19 protein-coding genes are annotated in these 24719 nt (G+C 72.4%); 9 read left to right on the forward strand and 10 right to left on the reverse strand.

Features of this window, described 5'->3' with window-relative positions; all coding sequences use genetic code 11:
* Positions 1-201 precede the first annotated feature (201 nt).
* The 4 genes from dnaG to OHB41_RS16815 all read right to left on the reverse strand — a co-directional run bounded on the left by dnaG (position 202) and on the right by OHB41_RS16815 (position 5868).
* Complete coding sequence (gene dnaG, locus OHB41_RS16800; RefSeq protein WP_266699010.1) at positions 202-2112, reverse strand: DNA primase; 1911 nt, start codon at positions 2110-2112, stop codon at positions 202-204.
* 46 nt (positions 2113-2158) lie between these two features.
* Positions 2159-3424, reverse strand: a complete 1266-nt coding sequence (locus OHB41_RS16805) for an NAD(P)/FAD-dependent oxidoreductase (RefSeq protein ID WP_266699011.1) — start codon at positions 3422-3424, stop codon at positions 2159-2161.
* A 93-nt stretch (positions 3425-3517) separates the two neighbouring features.
* Positions 3518-4891 carry a deoxyguanosinetriphosphate triphosphohydrolase gene (locus OHB41_RS16810; RefSeq protein ID WP_266699012.1) on the reverse strand — a complete coding sequence of 458 codons (1374 nt, stop codon included), beginning with the start codon at positions 4889-4891 and terminating at the stop codon, positions 3518-3520.
* Positions 4892-4953: 62 nt separating this feature from the next.
* Entirely contained in the window at positions 4954-5868 is a 915-nt protein-coding gene (locus OHB41_RS16815) for a sirohydrochlorin chelatase (RefSeq protein WP_266699013.1), read from the reverse strand.
* Positions 5869-6094: 226 nt separating this feature from the next.
* On the opposite strand from OHB41_RS16815, the gene OHB41_RS16820 reads away from it, so the two are divergent.
* Positions 6095-6814, forward strand: a complete 720-nt coding sequence (locus tag OHB41_RS16820) for a SanA/YdcF family protein (RefSeq protein ID WP_266699014.1) — start codon at positions 6095-6097, stop codon at positions 6812-6814.
* Positions 6811-8316 carry a membrane-associated oxidoreductase gene (locus OHB41_RS16825; protein WP_266699015.1) on the forward strand — a complete coding sequence of 502 codons (1506 nt, stop codon included), beginning with the start codon at positions 6811-6813 and terminating at the stop codon, positions 8314-8316. Before OHB41_RS16820 ends, OHB41_RS16825 begins: the two co-directional genes overlap by 4 nt.
* 73 nt (positions 8317-8389) lie before the next feature.
* On the opposite strand, the gene OHB41_RS16830 is transcribed toward OHB41_RS16825, so the two are convergent.
* The gene (locus OHB41_RS16830; RefSeq protein ID WP_266699016.1) at positions 8390-8827 is read right to left on the reverse strand and encodes a gamma-glutamylcyclotransferase family protein; all 438 of its coding nucleotides are present in this window, start codon (positions 8825-8827) and stop codon (positions 8390-8392) included.
* Between the two features lie 262 nt (positions 8828-9089).
* Here OHB41_RS16830 and OHB41_RS16835 point away from each other — a divergent pair, with 262 nt between their 5' ends.
* The 3 genes from OHB41_RS16835 to OHB41_RS16845 all read left to right on the forward strand — a co-directional run bounded on the left by OHB41_RS16835 (position 9090) and on the right by OHB41_RS16845 (position 12504).
* The gene (locus tag OHB41_RS16835; protein WP_266699017.1) at positions 9090-10739 is read left to right on the forward strand and encodes a M4 family metallopeptidase; all 1650 of its coding nucleotides are present in this window, start codon (positions 9090-9092) and stop codon (positions 10737-10739) included.
* Between the two features lie 432 nt (positions 10740-11171).
* Positions 11172-11699: a GVDTG sorting domain-containing protein gene (locus OHB41_RS16840; protein ID WP_266699018.1), complete on the forward strand. Its 528-nt coding sequence runs from the start codon at positions 11172-11174 to the stop codon at positions 11697-11699.
* A 127-nt stretch (positions 11700-11826) separates the two neighbouring features.
* Positions 11827-12504, forward strand: coding sequence for a class F sortase (locus OHB41_RS16845; protein WP_526024922.1), 678 nt, complete (start codon positions 11827-11829; stop codon positions 12502-12504).
* Positions 12505-12544: 40 nt separating this feature from the next.
* Here the strand turns inward: OHB41_RS16845 and OHB41_RS16850 are convergent, their stop codons facing one another.
* Positions 12545-13327: a sulfite exporter TauE/SafE family protein gene (locus OHB41_RS16850; RefSeq protein WP_266699021.1), complete on the reverse strand. Its 783-nt coding sequence runs from the start codon at positions 13325-13327 to the stop codon at positions 12545-12547.
* A 552-nt stretch (positions 13328-13879) separates the two neighbouring features.
* Here OHB41_RS16850 and nirB point away from each other — a divergent pair.
* The 4 genes from nirB (at position 13880) to OHB41_RS16870 (ending at position 18336) form a co-directional block, all read left to right on the forward strand.
* The gene (gene nirB, locus OHB41_RS16855; protein ID WP_266699023.1) at positions 13880-16465 is read left to right on the forward strand and encodes a nitrite reductase large subunit NirB; all 2586 of its coding nucleotides are present in this window, start codon (positions 13880-13882) and stop codon (positions 16463-16465) included.
* Complete coding sequence (nirD, locus tag OHB41_RS16860) at positions 16462-16833, forward strand: nitrite reductase small subunit NirD (RefSeq protein WP_266699024.1); 372 nt, start codon at positions 16462-16464, stop codon at positions 16831-16833. The genes nirB and nirD overlap by 4 nt, the downstream gene beginning before the upstream one ends.
* Positions 16834-16871: 38 nt before the next feature.
* On the forward strand, positions 16872-17456 hold the full coding sequence (locus OHB41_RS16865; RefSeq protein WP_266699025.1) for a TetR/AcrR family transcriptional regulator: 585 nt from the start codon (positions 16872-16874) through the stop codon (positions 17454-17456).
* A gap of 115 nt (positions 17457-17571) precedes the next feature.
* Positions 17572-18336 carry an SDR family NAD(P)-dependent oxidoreductase gene (locus OHB41_RS16870; RefSeq protein ID WP_266699026.1) on the forward strand — a complete coding sequence of 255 codons (765 nt, stop codon included), beginning with the start codon at positions 17572-17574 and terminating at the stop codon, positions 18334-18336.
* Positions 18337-18351: 15 nt separating this feature from the next.
* Here OHB41_RS16870 and OHB41_RS16875 read toward each other — a convergent pair whose 3' ends face one another.
* The 4 genes from OHB41_RS16875 to OHB41_RS16890 all read right to left on the reverse strand — a co-directional run bounded on the left by OHB41_RS16875 (position 18352) and on the right by OHB41_RS16890 (position 24649).
* Entirely contained in the window at positions 18352-19290 is a 939-nt protein-coding gene (locus OHB41_RS16875) for an oxidoreductase (protein WP_266699027.1), read from the reverse strand.
* On the reverse strand, positions 19272-19718 hold the full coding sequence (locus OHB41_RS16880; RefSeq protein WP_266699028.1) for a hypothetical protein: 447 nt from the start codon (positions 19716-19718) through the stop codon (positions 19272-19274). The genes OHB41_RS16875 and OHB41_RS16880 overlap by 19 nt, the downstream gene beginning before the upstream one ends.
* Positions 19719-20231: 513 nt before the next feature.
* Positions 20232-22982: a pyruvate, phosphate dikinase gene (gene ppdK / locus OHB41_RS16885; protein ID WP_266699029.1), complete on the reverse strand. Its 2751-nt coding sequence runs from the start codon at positions 22980-22982 to the stop codon at positions 20232-20234.
* 431 nt (positions 22983-23413) lie between these two features.
* Complete coding sequence (locus OHB41_RS16890; RefSeq protein ID WP_266699030.1) at positions 23414-24649, reverse strand: ROK family transcriptional regulator; 1236 nt, start codon at positions 24647-24649, stop codon at positions 23414-23416.
* Positions 24650-24719: the final 70 nt, after the last annotated feature.

Raw genomic sequence — 24719 nt, forward strand, 5'->3', positions numbered from 1 at the left:
TGACTTTTTGCGTCCGGTCCGTGACCGCGCGATTACCCTCGTGCACGAGTGCGCAGGGCCGGGCGGGCGAAACCTGTGGAAAGGCGCATGTGGGCGGCGAGCACCCCGGGGGACGGCGTGAGCGCCGGGGTCGCTCCAGTGGCGTGCGGGCCGCGGGCGCGGGCCGCCGCCGCGCGGCGGCGGCCCGGACCGGGCCGGGCCTCAGAGCGCTTCCGCGCCCCGTTCGCGCAACGCCTGCCCGTACTGCTGGAGGACCCACAACTCGTTCTGCACGGCGGTCAGCTGGGCCGGGTCGCCGTGGGCGCTGGCGCGGGCCAGGGCGCCCTGGACGTCCACGACGCGGCGCTCGACGGCACGGCGGCGGACCATGACGAGCTGGTCGCCTGCGTAGGTCTCGTCGACGGTCTTGCGCATGATGGCCTCGACGGCCAGCTCGGTGACCATGGCGCGCACCGTGTTGTCCGGGGCCGCCTCGCGGACCAGGACCAGGTACTCCTGGGGGTCCTGGGCCCCGTACTCCGCGCCGCCCGCCTCCATGATCGCCTGGCGTACGGCGGCGTACGGCGGGGCGGTGAACTCGTCGATCCCGTAGGCGTCGAAGGCCGGGGAGACCAGCTCGGGGCGCTGGAGGGCGAGCTTGAGCAGCTCGCGCTCGGTGGCGAAGACGGGGTTGCGGAGGTTGAGGGCGGGACCGCCGCGCGGTGTCTGGACGGCCGCGTACGTCTGCTGGGGCCGCTGTCCGGCGGGGGCCGGGCCGGCCGGGCCCTTGCCGCCGCGGTCGCGGGCCCAACGGGCCAGCTGGGCCACCCGCTTGACCACGAACTGGGTGTCGAGGATGCCGAGCATGCCGGCGAGCTGCACGGCGACCTCGTGCTGGGCGCCGCTGTTCTTGATGCGGGCGACGACCGGGGCCGCCTCGTCGAGCGCGGCCGCCCGTCCGGCCGGGGTCTCCAGGTCGTAGCGCGCGACGATGTGGCGCAGCGCGAACTCGAAGAGCGGAGTGCGTGGTTCGACGAGGTCGGCGACCGCCTCGTCGCCCTTGGCGAGGCGCAGCTCGCAGGGGTCCATGCCGTCCGGGGCGACCGCGATGTAGGTCTCGGCGGCGAACTTCTGGTCGTCCTCGAAGGCGCGCAGGGCCGCCTTCTGGCCGGCCGAGTCGCCGTCGAAGGTGAAGATGACGCGCGCCGAGCCGTTGTCCATCAGCAGCCGTCGGAGGATCTTGATGTGGTCGCCGCCGAAGGCCGTGCCGCAGGTCGCGATGGCGGTCGTGATGCCGGCCAGGTGGCAGGCCATGACGTCGGTGTAGCCCTCGACCACGACCGCGCGGCTGGTCTTGGCGATCTCCTTCTTGGCGAGGTCGATGCCGTACAGGACCTGGGACTTCCGGTAGATCGCCGTGTCGGGAGTGTTGAGGTACTTCGGGCCGTTGTCCGCCTCGTACAGCTTGCGCGCGCCGAAGCCGACGACCTCGCCGCCGATGTCGCGGATCGGCCACATCAGGCGTCCGCGGAAGCGGTCGATGGGGCCGCGGCGGCCCTCCTGGGAGAGGCCGGACAGGAGCAGCTCCTTGTCGGAGAAGCCCTTGCCGCGGAGGTGGCGGGTGAGGTGGTCCCAGCCCTGCGGGCTGTAGCCGACGCCGAAGTGCGCGGCGGCGGCCTGGTCGAAGCCGCGCTCGGCGAGGAACTTGCGGCCGGTGTCGGCCTCGGGGCTGGTGTCGAGCTGCTCGATGTAGAACTGCGCGGCGACCTTGTGGGCCTCGACCAGGCGGATGCGTTCGCCGCGCTGGTGGGACGGGTTGTACCCGCCCTCCTCGTAACGGAGTGTGATGCCCGCCTGTCCGGCGAGGCGCTCGACGGCCTCCGAGAAGGAGAGGTGGTCGACCTTCATCACGAACGTGATGGTGTCGCCGCCTTCCTGGCAGCCGAAGCAGTGGAAGAGACCCTTGCTCGGGCTGACCTGGAAGGACGGTGACTTCTCGTCGTGGAAGGGGCAGAGGCCCTTGAGGTTGCCGCCGCCCGCGTTGCGCAGCTGGAGGTACTCCGAGACGACGGCGTCGATCGGGACCGCGTCCCGAACAGCCTTCACGTCCTCGTCGTTGATCCTTCCAGCCACGGGTGAATTCTACGGGGGCGCGGTGACAGCCGAGTGCCGCCGTGGGTCACGGGAGCAGACTGTCCAGCGGGACGTGCGGGTCGGCCAGTGCCTCGGCGTCCAGCCGGGCCCGGGATCGGATCAGCTGCTGGATCGGCTCCGTGACGTCCCACACATTCACGTTCATCCCGGCCAGCACCCTGCCCTCCTTCAGCCAGAAGGCGATGAACTGCCGCTTGCCCGCGTCTCCCCGGATCACCACCTGGTCGTAGGTGCCCGGGGGCGCCCAGCCGGAGTACTCGAGTCCGACGTCGTACTGGTCGGAGAAGAAGTAGGGCACCCGGTCGTACGGCGTCTCGCGGCCGAGCATCGCGCGGGCGGCCGCCGGTCCGCCGTTGAGGGCGTTGGCCCAGTGCTCGACGCGCAGCCGGGTGCCGAAGAGGGGGTGGGGGAAGGCGGCGACGTCGCCGGCGGCGTGGATGTCGGGGTCGGAGGTGCGCAGCCGCTCGTCGACGGCGATGCCGCCGCCGTGCGCCCGGGGGACGAGCTCCAGGCCCGCGGCCTCGGCGAGCCCGGTGCGCGGCGCGGCTCCGATGGCCGCCAGGACGTCGTGGGCCGGATGCTCCTCGCCGTCGTCGGTGCGGGCGGCGAGCACCATGCCGTCCTGGCCGACGATCTCGGTGAGGCGGGCGCCGAAGTGGAAGCGGACGCCGTGCTCGCGGTGCAGCTCGGTGAAGAGCTGGCCGAGTTCGGGGCCGAGGACCGAGTGCAGCGGGGTCGCCTCCGGCTCGACGACGGTGACCTCGGCGCCGTACTCGCGGGCCGCGGCCGCGACCTCCAGGCCGATCCAGCCGGCGCCGGCGATCACGATGTGCCCGTTGTCCCGGCCGAGCGCGGCGAGCACCCCCTTCAGCCGTTCGGCGTGGGCGAGGCGGCGCAGGTGGTGGACTCCGGCGAGGTCCGTGCCCGGGATGTCGAGGCGGCGCGGCTCGGCACCGGTCGCGAGGAGCAGCTTGTCGTAGTGGACGAGGGTGCCGTCGTCGCCGAAGCGGACCGTCTTCGCGGTCCGGTCGATCGCGTCGACGGTCTGGCCGAGGTGCAGCTCCACGTCGTTCTGCGCGTACCAGGCGGGTTCGTGCACGAAGACGCTGTCGCGCTCCTCCTTGCCGAGGAGATACCCCTTGGAGAGCGGCGGGCGCTCGTAGGGGTGGTCGCGTTCGTCGCAGATCAGTATCACCCGCCCGGTGAATCCCTCCGCTCGGAGTGTCTCGGCCGCCTTGGCGCCGGCCAGGCCTCCTCCGACGATGACGAATGTCTGATCCGCGTCGACCACTTGATGCCTCCTCGTAAGGATGTCGCCCCATGCGAGCGTCCCGCACGCAGCGTGATGCGGGAAGAGGGAGTGGCCCGATCAGGCCACGCAGGGTCACACTCCGCCGCCTGTGGTGGGGCGGGTGGTGAGCCTGAGGTGCAGTGAGCGCGCCGAGGCGTCCGTCAGCGAGGCGACCTGGTCGACGATCACCCGCTTGCGGGCGCGGTCGTCGGGCGCCTCGTCGAACAGTGCCCTGAACTGCGGGTCCAGGCCGTCCGGGGCCCGGGCGGTGAGCGCCTCGGCGAGTTCGGCGACGACGATCCGCTGATCGGCGCGGAGCAGTTCCTGCTCGGCGCGCTGCATGACGTAACGGTCGGCGACCGCCTTGAGGACCGCGCACTCCAGGCGCGCGGCGCGCGGAACGACCAGTTCCGCCCCGTAGCGGGTGAGTCTGCCGAGGCCGTACGTGGTCCGTGTGGCGCCCTCGGCTGCCAGGCAGAAGCGGCCGATGAGCTGGCTGGTGGCGTCCTTGAGCCGGGCCTGCGCGATGGCCGATCCGTCGTAGCCGTGCGGCCACCAGTCCTGGTCGAGGAGGCGGTCGAGGGCCTCGGCGAGCTCGGCGGGGTCGGTCTCCGCGGACACGTACCGCCCGATGGCCACGGCGAAGATCTCCTGCCGCTCCGGCTCGGCGTGCAGACAGCCGGGGTCGATGTGGCCCGCGTGCAGCCCGTCCTCGACGTCGTGCACCGAGTAGGCCACGTCGTCCGCCCAGTCCATGACCTGGGCCTCGAAGCAGGTACGGGTCGCGGGGGCGCCCTTGCGGATCCAGTCGAAGACCGGCCGGTCGTCCTCGTAGACCCCGAACTTCGGAGACTCGGGAGTGGTGGGGTGGGCGCCGCGCTGCCAGGGGTACTTGGTGGCGGCGTCGAGGGTGGCGCGGGTGAGATTGAGGCCGACGCTGACCAGCTCGCCGGTCTCCTCGGACCGCACGAACCGCTTGGGCTCGATGCGGGCGAGCAGCCGCAGCGACTGCGCGTTGCCCTCGAAGCCCCCGCAGTCCCGCGCGAACTCGTTCAGCGCCTGTTCGCCGTTGTGTCCGAAGGGCGGGTGGCCGAGGTCGTGGGAGAGGCAGGCCGCCTCGACGAGGTCGGGGTCGCAGCCGAGGGCCGCGCCCAGCTCACGGCCGACCTGGGCGCACTCCAGGGAGTGCGTCAGCCGGGTGCGGGGGCTGGCGTCCCAGGCCCGGTGGAGGGTCCCCCCGGTGCGCGCGAAGTCGAGGCCCTGGGGAAGGGTGCCGGGCGTGACGACCTGGGTCTTGCCCGCCAGCCGGCGCAGCGCGGAGGAGTGCAGCACACGCGCGCGGTCGCGCTGGAAGGCGGTGCGTCCGGGGCGCTTGTCGGGCTCGACCGCCCAGCGCTCGACGGCGGTCTCGTCGTACTCCTCGTGGTCGGTGTGGTGCTCGTACGCCTTCGGTGCGGTGCCTTCCATGCACCCGACAGTAGACGCAGGTGGTGACGATCGGGGCTCGGAGGACCACCGCGAGCCCCGGTTCAGGTGGCGGCGAGCTCGCGTTCGGAAGCCGGCTCGGGGGTCGCGAGGGCCTGGTCGTAGCGGTGCAGGACCAGGCGGGCCATCGCCGGGTGGGCGCCCAGGGGTGCGGCGGCGATCCAGGGGGCGGCCTCGGCGCAGGCGGTGGCGAAGCGGCCGGGCGCGGTGAAGTAGGAGGCGACGGCGATGCGGTGGCGGCCGCGGGCGGCCATGGCCCGCACGGCGGCCGGGACGGTGGGCGCGGCGGCGGAGGCGTACGCCGCCACGACGGGGACGCCGAGGCGTTCGGCCAGCAGTCGGGCGGTCCGGCGGGTGTCGACGGCCGCTTCGGGGTCGCGGGAGCCGGCGGCGGCCAGCACGACACCGCTCGCCCGGCGGGCGGCGTCACTCGGCCGGGTGCGCCAGCCGGCCTCGACCAGCCGCTCGTACAGCGTCTCGACGAGCAGTGGGTGCGGGCCGAGCGGGGCGGCGACGCGGGCGCGCAGGCCCGGGACGGCCGCCGCGGCGTCGGGGACGTCCCGCTTGACGTGGTGGCCGCGGCTGAGCAGCAGGGGCACGAGGACCGCCCGGGGGTCCCGGTCCGTGTCGATCGAGGCGAGGGCGGCGGGCAGCAGCGGTTCGTCGAGCTCGATGTGACCGAGCCGCACGGACAGGTGCGGGCGCAGCTCGCGGACCCGTTCGACGAGGGTGCGGACGGTGCCGAGCGCGCGCGGGTCGCGGCTGCCGTGCGCGACGAGCACGAGCGGCGGGGGCGCCGGGCGCCGCGTGCCGTTGAGCGAGACGAGACTGAGCTGACTGCCGAGCCGGCTGGTGATCGCGTTCATCAGTTGCGCCGTACTGTCGAGGGGGGCGCCCGGGAGCGGCCGGCCCCCGGTGCCGGTCGGGGACTCGTCGTGAAGGGGGTGCGACGCCGTCATGGACTGATCGTGCCGGTAGGAGGTTGCCGCGCCGTTGCACCGGCATGACGGGGGTTTTCCGGGGGTTCACGGTGACGTGCGGCCGGTCCGTGAGGCTTCCGCACCCACGGGTCACCTCGCGCCGGGTGACCCCGGTCACCGCACCGCGCCGAACCGAACCGGCTCACGCTGCGTCCCCATCTGTCGAACGCCGCTGCGAGCCGACGCCATCTGGGGGACACCGATCATGCTGCGCCTGCCGCGCCCGAGCATCCGTAGACCGTTTCCCCGACAGCTCCCGCGGCTCCCGCGCACCCGCGCCGGGCAGCGCAGGGCGGTGCAGGTGGTCATGCTGCTGTGCGTTCTGGCGCTGCTTCCCGCGACCTGGCTGTACGTGGTGACGGGCGACCGGCTGCGGACCGCCGCGGACGTGCCGAGGACCGAGGTCGCGGTGGTGTTCGGGGCGGGTCTGTGGGCGGGCGAGCCGTCGCCGTACCTCGCGCACCGGCTGGACGCGGCGGCTCGGCTGTACCGGGCGGGGCGGATCGAGGTCGTGCTCGTCACCGGGGACAACAGCCGCGAGGACTACGACGAACCGGACGCGATGCGCGCGTATCTGACGAAGCACGGGGTACCGGACGGCCGGATCGTCAGCGACTACGCCGGGTTCGACACCTGGGACTCGTGCGTGCGGGCCCGGAAGATCTTCGGGGTCCACGAGGCGGTGCTGATCAGCCAGGGGTTCCACATCCGGCGGGCCGTCGCGCTGTGCCGGGCGGCGGGGGTGCGCTCGTACGGCGTCGGGGTCGACGCCAAGCACGACGCCACCTGGTACTACGGGGGTGCGCGCGAGGTGTTCGCGGCGGGCAAGGCCCTGCTGGACGTGGTGTTCGAGCCCGACCCGCGGTTCCTCGGGCGGAAGGAGCCCGGGGTGGCGCGGGCGCTGGCGGCTGCGGGCGAACGGTGATCCCCGCCGACCTGACGCCCGCGGAGTGCCGGGTCCGGGACGCCTTCCCGCTCGGCGAGGGCGTCGACTTCCGCGAGAGCCCCGACGAGGATCCCGCGGGCGGGGCCTCCTGGGGACCGGAGCGGACCGTGCGCGCCGAGGTGCTGCGGGCGCTCCTGATCGGCGGAGCCGCCCGGGACGGCGAGATAGCCGGCCTGAGACTGAGCGGAGCGCGCGTCACCGGGCGGCTGGACCTCACCTACGGGACGGTCGACCACCCCGTACGGCTGCGGTTCTGCCACTTCGAGCAGGACCCGAACCTGTACGGGGCGCGGCTGCGCAACCTGGTGCTGAGCGACTCGGTGCTGCCCGGACTCACCGCGGGCACCCTGCGGGTGGAGGGGGTGCTGCGGCTCAGCTGCTGCCGTGTCGCCGGACAGGTACGGCTCCAGGGCGCGAAGATCTCGGGCGCCGTCTTCCTGAACGGGGCGCGGCTCGGCACGCCCCCGGACCCGGACGCTCCGGACCGGGATCCCGGGGCGCCCGAGGCGTCCGCGGAACCGGCCCTCCAGCTCAACCACGCCGAGGTCGGCACCGACGTGTGGGCCGTCGGTCTCGTCGCCCACGGCCAGGTCCGGCTGAACGGGGCGACCCTGGGCGGGCAGTTGAACCTCGACGACGCCGAGCTGCACGCGCCGGGCGGCACCGCGCTGCACGCCGAGACACTGTCGGTCGGCACCGATCTGCGGGCCATGGGGCTGCGCGCCCACGGGCGGGTCAACCTCAGCGGTGCCAGGATTCCCCACCAGCTCAACCTTGCCTACGCCCGGCTGTCGAACCCCGGGGGACCCGCCCTGCGGGCCACCAGCTGTGTCGTCGGCGAGCTGTGGCTGCGCGAGGCCGCCCCGATCGTGGGCACGGTCAATCTGCGCCGTTCCCAGCTGGACCTGCTGCACGTCCCTCCGGAGACCTGGCCCGGCCGGGTGCGCATCGACGGCCTCAGTTACCGCACCCTCGCCCCGCACCTGCCCGCCGAGCTGCGGCTGCCGCTGCTGGAACGCGAGGAGTCCGGCTATCTTCCGTACGCCTACGAGCAGTTGGCCGCCGCTTACCGGACCGTGGGGGACGACGCCGCCGCGCGTACGGTGCAGCTGGCCAAGCTCCGGCGGCACCGCGGGACGCTGCCACGCCCCGCCCGGTTCTGGGGCCATCTGCAGGACGCGACCGTCGGGTACGGCTTCCGGCCGATGCGTGCCGCCGGCTGGCTGCTGCTCCTGCTGTGCACGGGCGCGGTCGCCTTCGCGCTGCACCACCCGGCCGCCCTGAAGCCGGCCGAGGCGCCCGGTTTCAATCCCCTCGTCTACACCCTCGACCTGCTGCTGCCCCTGGTCGACTTCGGGCAGGAGACGGCCTTCGCGCCGCGCGGCGGGTACCAGTGGCTCTCGTACCTGCTGATCGCCACCGGCTGGATCCTGGCGACGACGATCGCGGCGGGCGTCACCCGCTCCCTCAACCGGCAGTAGCCGACGGCGGATGCCGGTCGCGCGCCGCGCCCGGCGCACCGCTCGCTCCCGCCCGCGCCGACGGCGGATGCCGTCACCGCGTACGCCGACGCTCCCGCCAGTCCCCGCCGGGGACGAGCCGGCCGTGGGCGCGCAGCCGGGCGGCGACGGCGGGGGCGGCCAGGTACACCCAGGCCCGCGTGGCCGTGCCGTCCGCGCGGGTCACGTCCCGGACCACCCGCTCGTACAGGTTGCGGGGGTCGCCCGGCACGTACTCCTCCAGCCTGTCGAGCGCGCCGAGCAGTTCCGCGTACGTCTCGGGCAGCGCCGTGACCAGCTCCCCGCGCACGACACCGTCGGGCTCCTCGACGGCGTACGGGTACCCGGGTCCGTCGTACAGCACGATCCCCCGCATCCTTCCGGGCTGTTCGGACCGCGTCCGTCCGCGCAGGAACAGGTCGTGGTTGTGCTCGCCGGGGCGCAGGGTGCCGTAGACGAAGAAGGGCAGCCGTCCCCCGTCCGTGACGCTCAAAAGTCCGTCCCTCCCTCGTTCCCGGGTTGTCCCGGCGCCGCTCCGGACGTGGTCACCACCGTCGTTCCTGTGGGCGTTCCGGGGACGTTCCGGCCGCCGTCTCCATGATCGTCTCTCATTCGTGAGGGCTCGGAAACGATTCTCTGCACACGCGCCGCAACCACGTATGCGCTATGGACATGACATGTCATGGACCTTTAAATCTGAACGGACATCAGCGCCCCCCACACACGCGCCAGAGCGTGCCTCCCCGAGGAGACCGATGAGTCGGAACCGGATACGGCCCACCCGAGGTTCCCGTCTGGCCGCCGCCGGGGTGGCCGCCGCCACCACCGCCCTGCTGGCGACCGCCCTCACTCCCCCCGCCGACGCGGCCGACCGGCCGAGCCGGGCCACCGCGATCGGCGACGCGGCGGCGGCCCTCGTGCACGAGGCCGCCCGACTGGGCCTGACCTCTGCCGAGGGCACCAGCGTGCGCGATGTCGTCATCGACGCGGACGGCAGCCGGCATGTGCGCTACGACCGCACCTACCACCGACTCCCGGTGCTCGGCGGCGACTTCGTGGTCCATCTCGCCCCGAACGGCTCCTACCGCGGCGCGAACCGGGCCACCGCCCGCGACCTCGCCGTCCCCACCACGACACCCGCGCTCTCCGCATCGAAGGCCGCCGGCCTGGCCGCCAACGCGCTGCGCGCCGCACACGTCGGCCAGACCCTGAAGAAGGTGACGGCCAGGCCGAAGCTGGTGGTCGACGCCCTGCACGGCGCGCCCCGACTGGCCTGGCGCACCGACGTGATGGGCCAGGACTCCCTGGGCAACCCGGTCGCCCGCGCGGTGCTGACCGACGCCCGCACCGGCCGGCAGATCGACGCCTGGGACAGCATCGAGACGGCGACCGGTACCGGCCGGTCGCTCTACAGCGGCTCGGTCCCGCTGGAGACCACGCCGTCCGGATCGGCGTACCAGCTCAAGGACCCCACGCGGGGGAACACCTACACGGGCGACGCGGCCAACAAGACGGACCTGTGCATCCTCGGCATCTGCATCAGCCGGGCCCCGGCGACCCTCTTCACGGACGCCGACAACCACTGGGGCAGCGGGGCGGCCTCGGACCGCGCCTCGGCCGCGGTCGACGCCCAGTACGGCACGGACGCGACCTGGGACTACTACAAGGACGTGCACGGACGGAACGGCATCGCGGGCGACGGCAAGGGCTCGTACAACCGCGTGCACTACGGCAGCAACTACAACAACGCCTTCTGGGACGACAGTTGCTTCTGCATGACGTACGGGGACGGCGACGGCACGACGTTCGGCCCCCTCGTCGCGCTGGACGTGGCCGGTCACGAGATGTCCCACGGCGTCACCTCGAAGACGGCGGCGCTGACGTACTCGGGCGAGTCCGGCGGTCTCAACGAGGCGACCTCCGACATCTTCGGCACGCTGGTGGAGTTCCACGCGCACAACGCCACCGACCCCGGTGACTACCTGATCGGCGAGAAGGTCGTGCGTTCCGGGTTCGGCAAGCCGGCCCTGCGTTTCATGGACCGGCCCTCCAAGGACGGCAACTCGGCGGACTGCTGGAGTTCGTCGGTGGGGAACCTCGACGTCCACTACTCGTCCGGTGTGGCGAACCACTTCGCGTACCTGCTCGCCGAGGGCAGCGGCGCGAGTACCGTCAACGGCGTCTCCTACAACAGCCCGACCTGCAACGGCGCCACGGTCACCGGCATCGGCCGGGACAAGCTCGGCGCGATCTGGTACCGGGCGCTGACGGTCTACATGACGTCCTCGACCAACTACGCGGGCGCGCGGACGGCGACACTGAACGCGGCGAAGGATCTGTACGGCGCGGGGAGCACGGAGTACGACGCGGTGGCGGCGGCGTGGTCCGCCGTGTCCGTGGGCTGACGCGCCGGGCCGTACACCCGGCCCGGGTACCGTCCGGTCCCGTCGACGCCGAGCCGGCGCCGTGTCCTGCCGTCGGGGCCGGACGCCCGTGCCGTCAGGGCCGGACGCCCGTGCCGTCAGGGCCTGGCGCCCGTCCCTGTCGGGGCCGGGCGCCCGTCTCGTCGGGGCCGGACGCCGTCACCCGTTCACCATCACCCTCCCCCCTTCGGACCCCCGCTTCCCCCCACGTTCGCCCCACACCGTTGACCTGCCGAAACGGTCTCCGATCCCCCCGTTCGGCCCTCTCGTACACCACCCGTTCACCACACCTCCGGTCTTTCCCCGGCAAGCGGGCCCCCACCGATGCCACTTACCTCGGAAGGGCAGGGGCACGACCGACGCAGCGGCACTTGGGGGTGCCGCGGGCCGCGCCCCCTCGGAGGAGCAGCAACCATGCGACGCACAGCCCGTCTGGTGACCGGTACCGCGTTCGCCGTCGCCGCCGCGGCCCTCACCGCCGTACCCGCGTACGGCGGGAGCACCGTGAGTCTGGAGGTGTCCCCCTCCACCGCGCTGCCAGGTCACGACATCGCCGTCAGCACGGAGGCGTGCGGCACGAACGGTGCCGCCACGGGTGACGCCAGCGCGGTCGGCGCCGGCACCTTCATGCTCGCCGCCGGCACGCACGAGAACGACGCGGTCGGCCGGTTCCGGGTGCCGCCCAGCGCGCAGCCGGGGACGTACGAGATCGTCGCGAAATGCTCCCGCGGCACGCTGGTCACCGGCGATCTGACCGTGACGATGACCGCGGCGGCCTCGTCGCGCGACCAGGTCCAGCCGCGCGGGCATGTGAACACGGGCGTCGGTGGCGCACTCGGCACCGACCCCACGAGGACCGCGGCGGGAGTGGCGGCACTGGCCGTCGCCGCCGCGGGCGGTACCTGGCTCCTGCATCGCCGGGCGAGAGGCGACGGGATCTGACGGACACCCTCCGCTGTCCGTCCGCAGGTACCGCCGTCCCCTCCCCCTCCGTGGCCCGACGCCCCTCGCGGCCCGGAGGGGGACGGGGACCCACCCACCCCCGAGCGACACCCCGAGGCAGCCCGGAATGGACCCCTGCCTCCCCCGAGAGGAGGCTCCAGTGCACCGGATACCCAAGGCCGGTCGCCCCGGCAGCGTCGGCAACACCGTCATAGCGTCCGTCACCGTGGTCGCCCTCTGCTCGGGCGTCTGGCTGGTGCGCAGCGGCACCGAGGGCCATCCGCCGCCCCAGCCCTCCGCCGCCCAGTCGGGCACCGGCAGCGCCGCCCGGCAGTCCGTCCCCGCGCTCCGCCACTCCCCGCCCGAACGGATCCGCATACCCTCGATAGGCGTGAACGCCCCGCTGATGGGCCTCGGCCTCACCCCCCAGGGCAGTCTGGACGTCCCGCCCGCCGAGGAGAAGAACCTCGCGGGCTGGTACGAGGCCGGCACCACGCCCGGTGAGCGCGGCACCGCCATCGTCGCCGGCCATGTCGACAACACCGAGGGACCGGCCGTCTTCTACGACCTCGGCGCCCTGCACAAGGGCAGCGCCATCGACGTGGCGCGCCGCGACGGCGGCACCGCGCACTTCACCGTCGACGCCGTCGAGGTGTACGACGCCCGTGACTTCCCCGACGACAAGGTGTACGGGGCCGCGTCCCGCCCCGAACTGCGTGTCATCACCTGTGGCGGCGGCTATTCGAGGACGACGGGTTACCAGGGCAACGTGGTCGTCTTCGCCCACCTGACCGGCGGCAGCTGACCCGCGGGCGGCCGGCACGGGTCCGGCCGGAGCGCCGGCCTCAGGCCAGCCACTGCTGGTACGCCAGGTTCGCGACCAGCGCGAACACCACCGTCAGCAGGACCACCCGGACGAAGCCGCTGCCCCGCTTCAGCGCTGTGTGCGCCCCGACGGTGCCGCCGACGAGGTTGAAGACCGCCATCAGCGCGGCCAGTTGCCAGTACACCGTGCCCTTCCAGGCGAAGGTCGCGAGGGCGCCCGCGTTGGTGCAGCAGTTGACGATCTTGGCGGTGGCGGAGGCGGTGACCAGGTCGAGGTGGAGCAGCGCGGTGAGGGCGAGGACGAGGAAGGTGCCCGTGCCGGGGCCGATGAGCCCGTCGTAGAAGCCGATACCGAGGCCCGCGAGACCGATCGCGGCGAGCACGCGGCGCGGCGGGACGGGCTCGGCGGAGGGCGCGGTGCCGAAGGCGGGGCGCAGGATGACGAACGTCCCGACGCCGACCAGGACCACCATGACGACCGGCTTCAGGACGTCCGTGCTCATCCCGGCGGCCACGAAGGCTCCGCCGGTGGAGCCTGCGAGCGCCGCGAGACCGATCCGGACGGCCAGCCGCACGTCGACGGGCGCCTTGCGCGCGTACGTCACCGCCGCGCCGCTCGTCCCGACGATCGCGACCGCCTTGTTGGTACCGAGCGCGTACGCCGCCGGGGCGCCGCCCGGCAGTCCGAGCAGCAGCGCGGGCAGCAGGAGCAGTCCGCCGCCGCCCACCACGGCGTCGATCCATCCCGCCGCGAGGGAGGCGAGGCACAGCACAACGACCATGGTCAGCGATATGTCGGGCATGATCGCGACCTTATGAAGGGGATGGATGTGCCGTCCATGGAATTGGGCGTCTTCTGAGATTCGGCTGCTGGTGCCGAGCGCCGCGGGACCGCCCCGCGCCCGTCGGTGACGCGTGTCGGACGACGGCACCCGCCGGTGCGCGGCAGGAGGCGACACCCACCGGTGCACGGCGCCCGGCGACGACACCCACCGGTGGCGCCCGTGGGACGGCCGTGGGGCGGGACCCTCACAACCGGCCGCCGCCTCCGCTGAGATCAGCGTTCCGCCCGGGAAACAGCGGGGATGCGGCCGGGTAACACCGGCGTCGCACGCTGCGGGCATGACCTCGAACGTGCGCCCGGCGGAGACCGGTGCCGGATCCGCGGGGCCCCGTCCCGCCCGCGGCGGGCCGAACCCGGCGCCGCGACGAACCCGGCGCCGCGAAGAACCGGTGCCTCGGTGGTGTCCGCCGTACCCGCGGGCGCCGAGGAGCACCGCCCGCGCCACCGTGTGCCGCCCGCCCGGGTCCCGGCCGCAAGCCGCACCACCGCTCCCCGACGACGGAGGCTCCTGATGTCCACGGACACCCCCACGATCGTGCTCGTCGGCCACGGCATGGTCGGCCAGCGCTTCCTGGAGGCACTGGCCGAACGCGGGCTGACCGCCACGCACCGGGTGGTCGTGCTGGGCGAGGAGCCCCGCCCGGCCTACGACCGTGTGCGGCTCACCTCGTACTTCTCGGGCCGCACCCCCGACGAACTCTCCCTGACCGATCCCGGGTTCATCAGCGCGCACGGCATCGAACTGCACCTCGGCGACCCGGCCCGGACGATCGACCGGACGGCGCGGACGGTGACGGCCCGCTCCGGCCTGACCGTCGTCTACGACACCCTCGTCCTCGCCACCGGCTCCGCCCCCTTCGTGCCGCCCGTGCCAGGCAGGGACGCCGAGGGCTGCTTCGTCTACCGGACCATCGAGGACCTGCTCGCCATCGAGGAGTACGCGAAGGCGCGGGCGACGACCGGCACGGTGGTCGGCGGCGGTCTGCTGGGCCTGGAAGCGGCGGGCGCGCTCCAGAGCCTCGGACTGGCCACGCACATCGTGGAGTTCGCACCGCGCCTGATGCCCTTGCAGGTCGACGAGGGCGGTGGCGCGGCACTGCTGCGCACCGTCGGGGAACTCGGCCTGAGCGTCCGCACCGGCACCGGCGCGCGGGAGATCGTCACCGGTGCCGACGGCGCCGTGACCGGCATGAGACTCTCCGACGACTCCGAACTCGCCACGGATCTCGTGGTGTTCTCGGCGGGCGTGCGTCCGCGCGACCGGCTCGCCCGCGACACCGGACTCACGGTCGGCGAGCGCGGCGGCATCACGGTCGACGAGCGGTGCCGCACCTCCGACCCGCGCGTGTTCGCGATCGGCGAGTGTGCCCTCGCGTCCGACGGCCGGGTGTACGGGCTGGTCGCGCCCGGGTACGAGATGGCCGAGACGGCCGCCGCGACGATCGCCGGCGCGGACGCCGGTTTCACCGGTGCCGACCTCTCCACCAAGCTCAAGCTGCTCGGCGTGGACGTCGCGTCCTTCGGCGACGCGCACGGCACCACCGCCGACTGCCTCGACGTCGTCTACGCCGACTCGCGCTCGGGCACGTACCGGAAGCTCGTCGTCGGCCGCGACGGTGAGCTGCTCGGCGGCATCCTGGTCGGCGACGCCGACGCGTACGGCACCCTGCGCGCCCTCACCGGATCGGTGCCGCCGATCGCCCCCGGGCAGCTGGTGCTTCCGGCGGCCGCGGGCGCCCCGGCCGTTCTCGGCCCCTCCGCGCTCCCCGACTCGGCCGTCGTCTGCTCGTGCCACAACGTCACCAAGGGCACGGTCCGCGACGCGGTCACCGAACACGCCTTCACCACCGTGCCGGAGGTGAAGAGGTGCACCAAGGCCGGTACCGGCTGCGGGAGTTGTGTCAAGGTCCTCGGTCAGCTCGTGGACGAGGAGCTGGCGGCGCACGGCGTCGAGGCCGACCACGGCCTGTGCGGCTGCTTCCCGCAGACCCGCGAGGAGCTGTACGAGATCGTCCTCGCGCTGCGGATCTCCTCGTACCGGATGCTGCTGGACCGCTACGGGCGGCCCGGTGCCCGGGGCGGCGACGGCTGCGAGATCTGCAAACCGGCCGTCGCCTCGGTCCTCGCCTCGCTCGCCCCGGTCATCGGCGCGAGCGGCCATGTCCTGGACGGCGAGCAGGCGGCCCTCCAGGACACCAACGACCACTTCCTCGCCAACCTGCAGAGGAACGGCTCGTACTCGATCGTGCCGCGCGTCCCCGGCGGCGAGATCACCCCCGAGAAGCTCATCGTGATCGGTGAGGTGGCCCGGGACTTCGGCCTCTACACCAAGATCACGGGCGGTCAGCGCATCGACCTGTTCGGCGCGCGGGTCGAGCAACTCCCGCTGATCTGGGCCAGGCTGGTGGACGCGGGCTTCGAGTCCGGGCACGCGTACGGAAAGGCGCTGCGGACCGTGAAGTCCTGCGTCGGCCGGACCTGGTGCCGCTACGGGGTCCAGGACTCGGTCCGGATGGCGATCGACCTGGAGCTGCGCTACCGGGGGCTGCGCTCACCCCACAAGCTCAAGTCGGCGGTCTCCGGGTGCGCCCGGGAGTGCGCCGAGGCCCGGTCCAAGGACTTCGGCGTCATCGCCACGGCAGGCGGCTGGAACCTCTGGGTCGGCGGCAACGGCGGCGCCACACCGCGCCACGCGGACCTGTTGGCCCAGGACCTGGACGATGCGCAGCTGATCCGTCTGATCGACCGGTTCCTGATGTTCTACATCCGTACCGCCGACCGGCTGGAGCGCACCTCGGCCTGGCTGGAGCGGATCCCGGGCGGTCTCGGCCATGTCCGGGACGTCGTCGTGCACGACTCGCTCGGCATCTGCGAGGAGCTGGACTCCCTGATGGCCGCTCATGTCCGCGCCTATCGCGACGAGTGGGCGGAGACCCTCCACGACCCGGTGCGACTGGCCCGGTTCGTGTCGTTCGTGAACGCCCCCGGCGTCCCCGACCCGGTGGTCGGCTTCGTCCCGGAGCGCGACCAGATCAAGCCGGACCTGCCGCTGCTGGCCATCGGCCGACGCCCTCTGGAAGGAAGCGCCCAGCGATGACCCGACCGCGGAACTCCCATCCCCCGGAGGTCCAACTCCTCCTGGGTGCGGACTGGTTGACCATCTGCGACCTGTCCGCCCTGACGCCCGGCCGGGGGGTGGCCGCACTGCTGCCGGACGGCCGTCAGGCCGCCGTCTTCCGTGACCGGACGGGCCGGACGTACGCCATCGACAACCGCGACCCGTTCAGCGGCGCGGCGGTCCTCTCCCGGGGTCTGACCGGCTCCCACCAGGGCCGGCCCTTCGTCGCCTCGCCGCTCCTCAAGCAGCGGTTCGACCTGGCGTCGGGACGGTGCCTGGACGACGAGACGGTGACCGTCACGACGTACGAGGTGCGGACCCACCGGAGCAGCGCGCACACCATTTAACTTGACCAGTCGTTCTGGAAAAGCCTAGGCTGCCCCCCATGGCCAGGACCAAGGAGTTCGATCCGGACGCGGCGCTGCAGTCGGCCCTGGAGCTGTTCTGGCGCCGCGGCTACGAGGCGACGTCGATGACGGATCTCGTCGAGCACCTCGGCGTCGGGCGGGCCAGCATCTACGCGACCTTCGGCAACAAGCACGACCTGTACCTGAAGGCGCTGGACCGTTATCAGCAGGCGCGCAATCCGCAACTGCTGCGGGAGTTGTCCCAGCCGGGCCCCGCCCTGCCGGCCGTCCGTGCGGTGGTCCGCCGTTTCGCCACCGAGGCGACGACCGGCGAACGGCGCCTGAGCGGCTGCTTCGTCACCAACACGGCCACCGAACTGGCTCCGCACGACACGGACGCGGCCCGCCGGGTCGAGCACAACTGGGACCACCTCGAGACCCTGCTGCACGCGGCCCTGGTCCGCGCCGAGGCCCAGGGCGAACTGCCCGCCGGCCGCGACCCGCTGGCCCTCGCCCGCATGCTGCTGGTCCTGATGCAGGGGCTGCGGGTGGTGGGCAAGGCGTCCACCGATCCGGCCCGCGTGCAGGACGCCGCGGAGCAGGCACTGGCCCTGCTCGACTGAACACGCCGCCGCTCGGCGCGTTTCGGCGTCCCCTCATATTGAACCGATCAGTCTATAAATTCGCCATCCCCTCGCGTACGCGTCCCGTACGACACCGCAGACGAATGGAGGACTCGTGAGCGTCCGCTTCTCCGGCAGGACCGCCCTCGTCACGGGTGCCGGATCCGGCATCGGCCGCACCACCGCCCTGGCGTTCGCCGCCGAGGGCGCGCACGTCGTCGTCGCCGGGCGCACCGCCGCCCCGCTGGACGAGACGGTCGCGCTGATCGAGGCGCGCGGCGGCAAGGCGCTGGCCGTGCCCGCCGACGTGTCGCGCGCCGCCGACTGGCGGGATCTGGTCGGGGCGGCCGTGGACCGCTTCGGCTCACTCGACGTGGCGGTCAACAACGCGGCCGTCTTCCGCGGCGGAACACCGCTCGCCGACCTCGCGGAGGCGGACTGGCACGCACAGGTCGACATCAACACGACCGGCGTTTTCCTGGCTCTCCAGGCCCAGATCCGGCAGATGCGGACCCAGCCGTCCGGCGGCGCGATCGTCAACATCGCCTCCACCATCGGCGTGCACACCCGGCGCCCGGGCGTCGCCGCCTACGCCGCGTCCAAGGCGGCCGTCACCGCGCTGACCCGCGCCGCGGCCCTCGACCACATCGCCGACGGTGTCCGGATCAACGTCGTCAGCCCCGGCGCGGCCGCCACCACGATGTCGCTGCGCCCCGGGGAGTCGGAGGCCGAGCGGGTCGAGCGCGTGCGGCACGAACTGCCGCTGGGCCGGGTGTCCAGGACGGAGGAGGTGGCCGCGGCCGTCCTGTACCTGGCCTCCGAGGACGCGGCGTCGGTCGTCGGCACGGACCTGGTGGTGGACGGCGGCGGGGCGCTCTGAGCTCCGGCGGACCGGTCAGGCCTTCAGGGCGTCGTACGACACTCCGGTGAGCTGCTCGGAAACGTCCCAGAGCCGCTCGCCCGCTGTGTCGTTGCGGGTCCAGCCGGTCCGCCAGGACTCCGCCGGCGCGCCACGCCACATCGCGAACGAGGGCCCCGTGAAGGAGTCGGGGCGCACACCGGGCGCGGTGGCCGCGTACAGCGTGGGCAGGGCCCCCGCCTGCGGGCTCTGCCCGAAGACCCGGTTGCCGATCTCCATGAACCGCTCGGCCCCCTTGCGGCCGGCCATCCTGGGCCCGGCGGTCTGCAGGTTCGTCGCGGCGTACCCGGGATGGGCCGCGGCCGCCACGACGTCGGAGCCGGTTGCGGCCAGCCGGCGTGCCAGTTCGTGGGTGAAGAGCAGGTTGGCGGTCTTGGAGCGGGCGTAGGCGACCCAGCGCCGGTAGGAGGGCCGCTCGCTGTCGAGGTCGTCGATGTCGATGTTGGAGAGCGCGTGCATCATGCTCGACACGGTCACGACGCGTGCGTCGGGGGTGTTCAGCAGCGCGGGGAGCAGCAGCCCGGTGAGCGCGAAGTGCCCCAGGTGGTTGACCCCGAACTGCGTCTCGAACCCGTCGGTGGTACGGCCCTGCGGCAGGGCCATCACCCCGGCGTTGTTGACGAGCAGATCGAGCCGCTCGCCGTGCACCTGGTCGTACGTCGACGCGAACTCCCCGACGGAGTCGAGGTCTCCCAGGTCCAGCCGCACGAACTCCAGGTCGGCGCCGGGTACTTCGGAGACGATCCGGTCACCCGCCTCGCTCCCCCGCGCCTCGCTGCGGCAGGCCAGCACGACCCGCGCTCCACGCCGGGCGAGCTCACGCGCCGTCACATAGCCGATTCCGCTGTTGGCGCCGGTGACGACGGCCGTACGACCGCTCTGGTCGGGGATGTCGTTCACGTTCCACGCGGCCATGCCGGACCTCTCTCCACCGATGTCTGTCCCTCACCGTACGCCGCACCAGGTGCCCGACCTCCGTGCCGACCGTCGCGTCGGATCAACTCGGGGTCGATCCGCCGCCCGGACGTCGGCAACGCGCCGACGGCGGCCACGATCACGACGCCCGGCGTGCAGGCGAGCAGGACGGGGACCCCGGCCCCGTCCCAGAGGACCGGCCCGCCGCCGATGACCAGATAGCTCGACTCGGCCATCTTCCCCACCACCAGGGCCGGCACCAGCCCCACCACCAACGGCGACACCACCTGCGCCACCTGCGCGGCCCGCGGAGTCCGCGTCCGCGCGCCGAGCAGGGTCAGCGCGGTGGCCTGCGGCCGCCGCGCCACGGCACGGTCGGTGGCGGCCACGAGGTCGGCGGCGGCGCCGATGACCAGACCGGGGATCATGCCTACGGTGAGGAGGGTTTTGACGATGGTGTCCGGCCCGGCGGATTGAACCTGTACTTGCCCTCATGGAAGCGCACACCCGGAACACCCATCTCCGGGAGGCCGTGCCAGGATGCCGCGACCGCGGTGCCCGCTCCGGCCAGAAGACGCCTGCCGTCACCACGCCGGCCCATACCCGCCTCATGTCTCACCTCTCGCGATCCCCAGGGCCGCATCGACCACCGGAGACGACAGAAGGCAATGGATCAGTAACGTGCTGAATCCTTTGGCCTCCGGATCGCCATCCCATCAGGTGATCCGGAAGCACGGAAGGCGCGGGCGAGGGTTCGGGGCGGTTCTCAACTGTCGCTGGGGCGCGGTGACTTACGCGGCCCGGACCGCCGGAGGGCCACGCACGACGGGGCGGCACCCCGCACAAGGTGCCGCCCCGCTTCTTTCGTACGCCGGAACCGTCGATCGCCGGTGAGGGTCGAATGGTGGTCGACGGCCCCGGAGTTCCCGGTGTTCCCGGGGCTACCGGTGGTCGCTGCCCTTCGCCGTCGACGCCGCGCGGCCCGCCTCCAGGCGTGCCACCGGAATCCGGAACGGCGAGCAGGAGACGTAGTCGAGGCCGACCTCGTGGAAGAAGTGGACCGACTCGGGGTCGCCGCCGTGTTCGCCGCAGACGCCGAGCTTCAGGTCGGGTCGCGTCGCGCGGCCCGCCTTGACGGCGGAGCGGACGAGGGAGCCCACGCCGTCCCGGTCGATGGTCTCGAAGGGCGACACCCCGAAGATGCCCTTCTCCAGGTATGCCGTGAAGAAGCTCGCCTCCACGTCGTCCCGGGAGAAGCCCCAGACGGTCTGCGTGAGGTCGTTCGTGCCGAAGGAGAAGAACTCGGCGGCCTCGGCGATCTGCCCCGCCGTGAGAGCCGCCCGCGGGAGCTCGATCATCGTGCCGATGGCGAGCTTCAGCTCGGTGCCGGTCGTCTCCTGCACCTCCGCGATGACCCGGTCGGCCTCCTCGCGGACGATCTCCAGCTCCTGGACCGTGCCGACCAGCGGGATCATGACCTCGGCGCGCGGGTCGCCCTTGGCGTTCCTGCGCTCGGCCGCCGCCTCCGCGATGGCCCGTACCTGCATCGTGAACAGGCCGGGGATGACCAGGCCGAGGCGCACACCGCGCAGACCCAGCATCGGGTTCTGCTCGTGCAGCCGGTGCACCGCCTGGAGCAGACGCAGGTCGTTCTCGTTGGCGTCGCCGCGCGACTCCGCGAGCGCCACCCGTACCGACAGTTCGGTCACGTCGGGCAGGAACTCGTGCAGCGGCGGGTCGAGGAGACGGATCGTCACCGGAAGGCCGTCCATCGCCTCGAAGAGTTCGATGAAGTCCCGCTTCTGGAGCGGGAGAAGCTCCTTCAGGGAGTCCTCGCGCTCCGCGTCCGTGTCGGCCAGGATCAGGCGTTCCACCAGCTCGCGCCGGTCACCGAGGAACATGTGCTCGGTACGGCACAGGCCGATGCCCTGCGCTCCGAAGCGCCGGGCCCGCAGGGCGTCCTCGGCGTTGTCGGCGTTGGCCCGTACCCGCAGCCGGCGGACCCGGTCCGCGTACGCCATGATCCGGTGCACGGCGGCGACCAGTTCGTCGGCGTCGTCCGCGCCGGCGTGCATCCGGCCCTCGAAGTACTCGACGACCGGGGAGGGCACGACCGGGACCTCGCCGAGGTAGACCTTGCCGGTGGAGCCGTCGATCGAGACGACGTCACCCTCCTCGATCACCACACCGCCGGGGGCCGTCATCCGGCGCCGCTTGGTGTCGACCTCCAGTTCCTCCGCGCCGCACACGCACGTCTTGCCCATGCCGCGCGCGACGACCGCCGCGTGCGAGGTCTTGCCGCCGCGGGAGGTGAGGATGCCCTCCGCCGCGATCATGCCGTCCAGGTCGTCGGGGTTGGTCTCGCGGCGGATCAGGATGACCTTCTCGCCGGAGCGCGACCACTTGATCGCCGTGTACGAGTCGAAGACGGCCTTGCCGACGGCCGCGCCCGGTGAGGCGGCGATGCCGCGGCCGATCTGCTCGACCTTCGCCTGGTCGTCGAAGCGCGGGAACATCAGCTGGGCGAGCTGGGCGCCGGTCACGCGCTGGAGCGCCTCGGCCTCGTCGATCAGGCCCTGGTCCACGAGCTGGGTGGCGATCCGGAAGGCCGCGCCCGCGGTGCGCTTGCCGACGCGGGTCTGGAGCATCCACAACTGGCCGCGCTCGATGGTGAACTCGATGTCGCAGAGGTCCTTGTAGTGGTTCTCCAGGGTCTCCATGATCTGCATCAGCTGGTCGTACGACTTCTTGTCGATCGACTCCAGATCGGCGAGCGCGACCGTGTTGCGGATGCCGGCGACGACGTCCTCGCCCTGGGCGTTCTGCAGGTAGTCGCCGTACACGCCCTGATGTCCGGAGGCCGGGTCGCGGGTGAAGGCGACTCCGGTGCCGGAGTCGGGGCCCAGGTTGCCGAAGACCATCGAACAGACGTTGACGGCCGTACCGAGGTCGTGCGGGATGCGCTCCTGGCGGCGGTAGAGCTTGGCGCGGTCGGTGTTCCAGGAGTCGAAGACCGCGTGGATGGCGAGGTCCATCTGCTCGCGCGGGTCCTGCGGGAAGTCCCGGCCGGCCTCGGTCTTGACGATTCTCTTGAACTTCGTGACCAGCTTCTTGAGGTCCGCGGCCTCCAGCTCCGTGTCGACGGTGACCTTCTTGGCCACCTTCGCGGCCTCCAGCGCGTCCTCGAAGAGCTCCCCGTCGACACCGAGGACGGTCTTGCCGAACATCTGGATGAGGCGACGGTAGGAGTCCCAGGCGAAGCGGTCGTCGCCGGCCTGCTGGGCGAGCCCCTGGACCGACTTGTCGGAGAGCCCGATGTTCAGGACCGTGTCCATCATGCCGGGCATCGAGAACTTCGCACCGGAACGGACCGACACGAGCAGGGGGTCGTCGGCCTGGCCGAGCTTCTTGCCCATGCTCGCCTCGAGCGCCTTGAGGTGCGTGCTGACCTCGTCACGCAGTGCCGCGGGCTCCTCACCGCTGTCGAGGTACGTCTTGCACGCCTCGGTGGTGATCGTGAAGCCCGGAGGGACGGGAAGGCCCAGGTTGGTCATCTCGGCGAGGTTCGCGCCCTTGCCGCCCAGGAGGTCCTTGAGGTCCTTGTTGCCCTCGGTGAAGTCGTAGACGAACTTCACGTCCCCGACGCCGCTGTCGCCGCTCTCGGCTACGTGGGGATCTTTGTTTTCCGACACGAGTCTCGACTCCTCGACGTCGCGGTGGCTGCCCTGACGGCGAGGAACATACCCAGATCGAAGGCACCTGGGTACGTCCACTTGCACGTCATGCGCCTGTAACCACCCGTCCGCCACGCGATCGAAAGTCAAGGCTTGGCAAGCGCTCGGAGGGGGATGTTTTCACTTCTTGAACGAGCGGACCTCCACACCCCAACAAAACCGCTCAGATGAGCACCCTCCGACACGTCTGAGTTTAATCGATGAACGATCAAGGGGTGGCACTGAGTGCCACCCCTTAGGGAAGTGCAGTCGTCGAAGATCCGCTCATCTGAGCGTCACCCCGATCAGGGGTGGCGAGAATCACGCCGGGACGGCGGCCGGGATTTCATCATGCGGACCGCGACGCGGACGCGACACACGGCTGTCACACGGTGCCGGGCGCCGGGGTCTCACACGCCCAGCGCCGCCAGCCGTTCCTCGACCCGCTCCGGCGCGTACAGGTACTCCACGACCAGCGCGCCGGCACCGACCAGTCCGGCCCGCTCGCCGAGCCTCGACGTCACCACGTCCAGATGAGCGGTGGAGCGGGGCAGCGCCCGCTGGTACAACAGCTCGCGCACGCCCGTGAGGAACGGGGTTCCCGCCAGGTCTCCGGCGATCATCAGCACACCCGGGTTGAGCAGGGTGACGACGGTCGCGAGGACGTCCCCGACCTGGCGCCCGGCCTCCCGCGCGAGCGCCGTCGCCTCCGGGTGCCCGGCCGTCAGCAGGTCGCGCACGTCCGAGCCGGACGCGGCCGGCACTCCGGACTCCGTGAGCCGCCGCGCCACGGCGCCTCCGCTCGCGACGGCGGCCAGACAGCCGTACGACCCGCACCGGCACAGCGCGTCGGCGCCGACCCGGATGTGCCCTATGTCGCCGGCGCCCCCGTCGACACCCCGGTAGATGGAGCCGCCGACGACCATGCCCGCGCCGATACCGGTGGAGACCTTGACCAGGGCGAACGCCGAGCAGTCCGGGTACCCGGCGCGCTGTTCGCCGTACGCCATCAGGTTGGCGTCGTTGTCGACGAGGACGGGGACCCCGGCACCGCCACTGCCCGTGTGCTCCGCGAAGGCGCGCCCCAGGCGCCCCCGGATGTCGTAACCGTCCCAGCCCGGCATGATCGGCGGCTGCACGACCCGGCCGGTCTCGCTGTCGACCGGGCCCGGCACCGCCAGCCCGATCCCGCACACCGAACCGACCGGCCGCCCGGCCTTCTCCAGCAGTTCGGCGAACCAGCCGCCCAGTTCACCGAGGACGGCGTCCGGGCCGTCCTCGATCCGCAGCGGGCCGTGGTGCTCGGCCTGGATCTCGCCGGTCAGCGAGACCACGGCGGCCCGGCCGTGCCGGGTGTCGAGGTCGGCGGCGAGGACGACGGCGTGCGCGTCGTCGAACTCCAGGGTGATGGAAGGGCGGCCGCCCAGCGGTGAGTCCACCGGGCCGCCCGCGCCCTCACGCAGCCAGCCCGCACGGAAGAGCCGGTCGAGGCGCTGGCCGACCGTGGCCCGCGACAGACCGGTGGCCTGCTGGAGCGCGCCGCGCGTCGTGGCACGGCCGCTGCGCACCAGTTCGAGCAGATCTCCGGAGCTTGCCTGGTTCCCGGCCCTCATGCCCTTCGCCGCCCTTCCCGTCATGCCGGTCATGCCCCACCCCTTGCGTTCCCCAACTCTGCATTACATATTGAGTTTTGCGTGTTAAATAGGCGTAACTCTA

Origin of the sequence: Streptomyces sp. NBC_01571 (assembly GCF_026339875.1) — a bacterium.
In the GTDB taxonomy this organism is placed as follows: Bacteria; Actinomycetota; Actinomycetes; order Streptomycetales; family Streptomycetaceae; genus Streptomyces.

Bases quoted from the DNA above. Each gene is read 5' to 3' on its own strand.
- OHB41_RS16840 (WP_266699018.1), top strand. From the start codon at position 11,172: ATGCGACGCACAGCCCGTCTGGTGACCGGTACCGCGTTCGCCGTCGCC.
- nirB (WP_266699023.1), top strand. From the start codon at position 13,880: ATGTCCACGGACACCCCCACGATCGTGCTCGTCGGCCACGGCATGGTC.
- nirD (WP_266699024.1), top strand. From the start codon at position 16,462: ATGACCCGACCGCGGAACTCCCATCCCCCGGAGGTCCAACTCCTCCTG.
- OHB41_RS16810 (WP_266699012.1), bottom strand. From the start codon at position 4,891: ATGGAAGGCACCGCACCGAAGGCGTACGAGCACCACACCGACCACGAG.
- OHB41_RS16875 (WP_266699027.1), bottom strand. From the start codon at position 19,290: ATGGCCGCGTGGAACGTGAACGACATCCCCGACCAGAGCGGTCGTACG.
- OHB41_RS16865 (WP_266699025.1), top strand. From the start codon at position 16,872: ATGGCCAGGACCAAGGAGTTCGATCCGGACGCGGCGCTGCAGTCGGCC.
- OHB41_RS16845 (WP_526024922.1), top strand. From the start codon at position 11,827: ATGGACCCCTGCCTCCCCCGAGAGGAGGCTCCAGTGCACCGGATACCC.
- OHB41_RS16880 (WP_266699028.1), bottom strand. From the start codon at position 19,718: ATGATCCCCGGTCTGGTCATCGGCGCCGCCGCCGACCTCGTGGCCGCC.
- OHB41_RS16850 (WP_266699021.1), bottom strand. From the start codon at position 13,327: ATGCCCGACATATCGCTGACCATGGTCGTTGTGCTGTGCCTCGCCTCC.
- OHB41_RS16820 (WP_266699014.1), top strand. From the start codon at position 6,095: ATGCTGCGCCTGCCGCGCCCGAGCATCCGTAGACCGTTTCCCCGACAG.
- OHB41_RS16890 (WP_266699030.1), bottom strand. From the start codon at position 24,649: ATGACCGGCATGACGGGAAGGGCGGCGAAGGGCATGAGGGCCGGGAAC.
- OHB41_RS16835 (WP_266699017.1), top strand. From the start codon at position 9,090: ATGAGTCGGAACCGGATACGGCCCACCCGAGGTTCCCGTCTGGCCGCC.
- OHB41_RS16815 (WP_266699013.1), bottom strand. From the start codon at position 5,868: ATGACGGCGTCGCACCCCCTTCACGACGAGTCCCCGACCGGCACCGGG.